This is a genomic window from Ulvibacter litoralis (assembly GCF_900102055.1).
Classification (GTDB): Bacteria; Bacteroidota; Bacteroidia; order Flavobacteriales; family Flavobacteriaceae; genus Ulvibacter; species Ulvibacter litoralis.
Window position 1 is genome coordinate 1 of sequence record NZ_FNBA01000027.1, and the last position, 3,660, is coordinate 3,660.

Genomic DNA, 3,660 nt, shown 5'->3' on the forward strand with positions numbered 1-3,660 from the left:
CTGAATAATTTGGTGCTAAGAAGAAAATGAAGAACTTGTCGCTGCTGCCCTCAGCGCGCTGCGCCAAACGCAACAATCGTTATACAAACCCGTTGGCAATAATTCACAAAAAAAAAGAATGGAAGAAGAACCTTTGATTTTTGAAAAGAAAGGATTTCCTTCAATTAAAGTCTTTAATGAACACTTTGAAATTAAAGCAATTGATTATTGGGAATTTAGAACTTTTAACTATTCTGACATTAAAGAAATTACTCATTACAACCCAAATGATAAATGGTGGAATAAACTTTACATTATGACATCGTTAACTGCACAAATATTCTCAAAAGAAGATCCTTGGATTTTAAAAATCATAAGAATAAATGGAGGAGATTGGACTTATAAAACTTCATATAAATCAAATTCTGAGTTTAAAAAAATTATAAATCTGATACGATTGAAATTAAATAATTAACTGAATATAAAAACTATTGCCAACACCGTATATTCCCCATCGCTTACTTTTGAACTAATAGAATATTTCCAATAATTAATTAACTATATTAGTCATACGAAAATTACGTTACGCTTGTCTTGCTGAGTCTCACGCGACGAAGTCGAATTGGGAACTAAACTAGAAAACTGAACGTGTCGTCGCTTCAAGCCTCACACTTCGCCAAGCGCAACGAGCAATATACAAACCCGTTGCCATCAATCGCTCGGATTCTGATTCTTACGAATCGAATCCGAACAGCTTTCTGCTAAGAAACAAGTCGGTCATTCTTACGTCCTTCTGACTGAAAGTTTTATTTAAACCTTTCAATTTATAAGAAATTAAAGTTTCTAAACGGAACTTCCTCTACTCTTTTGATTTCAACGCTTTTCCGAAAAACCTGTAACTGAACAATATAATTCCTGGACAAATCATTAGGTTCGTGTCTCGCCAAAAATGGCAACAACGTATAAGCAAAATGGCTTCTCTCCTACTAGAATTATGTTCCCAACAAATAAATAACTAAATTGGTTCTTTGAAATCAACGTATAAGCTTGCCTTTCTGAGTCTCACGCAGCTCCGAATAATTGGAACTAAACAAGTAACTTAAAAGGTGTCGCCGCTGCCAGCATCGCGCTGCGCCAAACGCAACATTGCTTATACTAACCCGTTGCCATCAAGCTAAAAAAACATCGCTAATGTACTTCAAAATTTTCGTGCTAATATTTCTAATAACATTAACAATTGGCTGTAAATCTCAAACAAACGATATTGAAAATAGAACAATCGATTATTATTTTGAGGAAGTTGCTGATTTGGAATTGAAAGCGTTATTGGAAAACAAAATTCTAATTGATAGCATAACAGTTGCGGAAAAATATATCGACACTCTGACCAACCAAATTAATAACGAAGGATTTCAAAAATATGCAGAATTGAAAGCGGACATTTATATGTCATATTTCAGAGATTATCTATACCTACAAAAAGTAGAATATAGAAATGACATTTATGTTCTCTACTTTTCTATGGCTGGTTTTGATGATATGGAATGGAATATTATGAAATGGTCTAAAGAAAATTGGAATGCAGAAGAAAGATTAAACAGAGAAGAACTTGAAAAAAATAATGACGTTGAGAAAATACTTTGGAATTATGATGAGGCAGATAAAAACACGGAAAATATTCGGGTTTTCATAAAGAATGATTATTTGGTTATGGAACGAGGAAATTTATATCATTCACTTTATGACCTTAAAAACAAAAAAGTAATTTTGAATGAAGAGAGTCCTTGGAATGCTTCTGGAAGTAAAGACGGAGAGGAAATGAATGCGTGGATTAAAGAAAATTTACACGATAAAATTGAACAATATCTGAATACAAAACGCGGATAAAGCCAGATGGCAACAACGTATAACAATTATGGCTCTTGCGGTAATTTCACAATAATTTCTACAAATAATTAGCTATATTGGTTTCTGAAAAATAACGTAACGCTTGCCCTTCTGAGTCTCACGCAGCTCTGTTGAATTTGGAACTAAGAAGAGAAATTTGAACTTGTCGCTGCTGCCCTCAGCGCGCTGCGCCAAACGCAACAATCGTTATACTAACCCGTTGTGCAACATATGACAAAAACCGTAACTGAAATACAAAACATCGTTAATCAATTGGCTGAAAAGATAAATGCACCGAGTTATTTACTTCCGACATTTAGCTCACCAATTGGAGATGCAACACCGAATATTGAAGTTGATAATTTAGGACTTTATAATTACGTGATTTCTGAACGTGGAAACGAATACGAAAGAAAACTGACTTCTGACTTGAACGATTTACTATATTGGATATTTGCTTCTGTCACTTTTTCTATGGCTTGTGATTATGAATTAAAAAATAGAATTGAGGAAAAAGATTGTAGAAGAATAATGTTTGAGAAACAGGAAGAATTACTCGGAATTCTGAACGAAGATTGGAAAGAAAAAGAAATAAAAGAACATCAAAATATATTGAACAACAACCCGTTTGACGATTTAGCTGGATTAAGAGCTACTTATTGCGGAGAGTTAAGAACAAAAGGAATTTCGGAATCGGAAATTGACAAGTTAGCTTTCGAAAAATATCCTGAATAAAATACGTTGCACAACACTGTATCAATAATCATAGCTTTTCCATAATTGTAGAATGTTTAGTACTTAAAATTCACTATTTTAGTCATCGGAACAATACGTAACGCTTGTCCTTCTGAGTCTCACGCGGCTCCGAATAATCGGAACTAAACAAGGAACTGAAAAGGTGTCGCCGCTTCAAGCCGCACACTGCGCCAAGCGCTACAATTATTATACAAACCCGTTGGCAGTCATTCTTATGAGAACCTCAAATACAAAATTGACTGAATTGAAATCTAATATTGGATATATTGGGTTTGCAAAATATTCTGATTCGAAAACTTCAGATTCAATTGATATAACCGATATCATTCGTTTTCTACAAATTCATTTTTCTGTCGAAAATGTTACGAAGAATCGGGCGGAAACCGACCACCTACCCTTTCCGTTCAGAACTGAAAACCTTACAACAAATGATATTCATAAAATCGATGATAATTTACTTAACGAGGTAAAGAAAATATTCCTTTCGTTCGAAAAGGATTGGGAAAATTTTGCAACTGATTTGAACAGTTTCGAATTTGATTTGGAAAATGTTGATATTAAACTAAAGGAACTTGATTTTAGCTATCCTTGTTTTATGCTGACAATCGATGATTTTAAACCTGAATCTGACAAAATACATGCTTTATATAATGAAATGGGATATATCTACGACTATTTTTTTTTCATAATCTTCTCGGATTCAAATGGTGAATTTATGACATTGGAAATTTCGTCTGACTAGAACGCCTGCCAACACCGTATAATAATCATAGCTCTTGCGAAACTAGAAGCAAATTGATTGCAAATATTTAACTATATTGGTTTCTGAAAAATAAAGTTACGCTTGCCTTTCTGAGTCTCACGCAGCTCCGAATAATCGGAACTAAACAAGAAACTGAAAAGGTGTCGCCGCTTCAAGCATCGCGCTGCGCCAAACGCAACGATTATTATACAAACCCGTTGGGCATAATTTCCATCTCAAGAAACTTTAGAATTATATACGAAAAGAAGGGAATTTTATACGAATATTAAATAAAT

General features: G+C 33.9%; 4 protein-coding genes. All 4 read left to right on the top strand.

Annotation, left to right across the window (positions count from 1 at the left end; all coding sequences use genetic code 11):
- Positions 1-118: 118 nt before the first annotated feature.
- Positions 119-454 (top strand): hypothetical protein, encoded by a 336-nt coding sequence (locus BLQ00_RS17095; RefSeq protein ID WP_093145534.1) that lies wholly within the window; start codon positions 119-121, stop codon positions 452-454.
- Positions 455-1,170: 716 nt separating this feature from the next.
- Positions 1,171-1,866, top strand: coding sequence for a hypothetical protein (locus tag BLQ00_RS17100; RefSeq protein ID WP_093145535.1), 696 nt, complete (start codon positions 1,171-1,173; stop codon positions 1,864-1,866).
- 231 nt (positions 1,867-2,097) lie between these two features.
- A complete protein-coding gene (locus BLQ00_RS17105; protein WP_093145536.1) occupies positions 2,098-2,601 on the top strand; it encodes an Imm63 family immunity protein in 504 nt (167 codons plus the stop codon).
- 163 nt (positions 2,602-2,764) lie between these two features.
- Positions 2,765-3,364, top strand: a complete 600-nt coding sequence (locus BLQ00_RS17110; protein WP_139149452.1) for a hypothetical protein — start codon at positions 2,765-2,767, stop codon at positions 3,362-3,364.
- Positions 3,365-3,660: the final 296 nt, after the last annotated feature.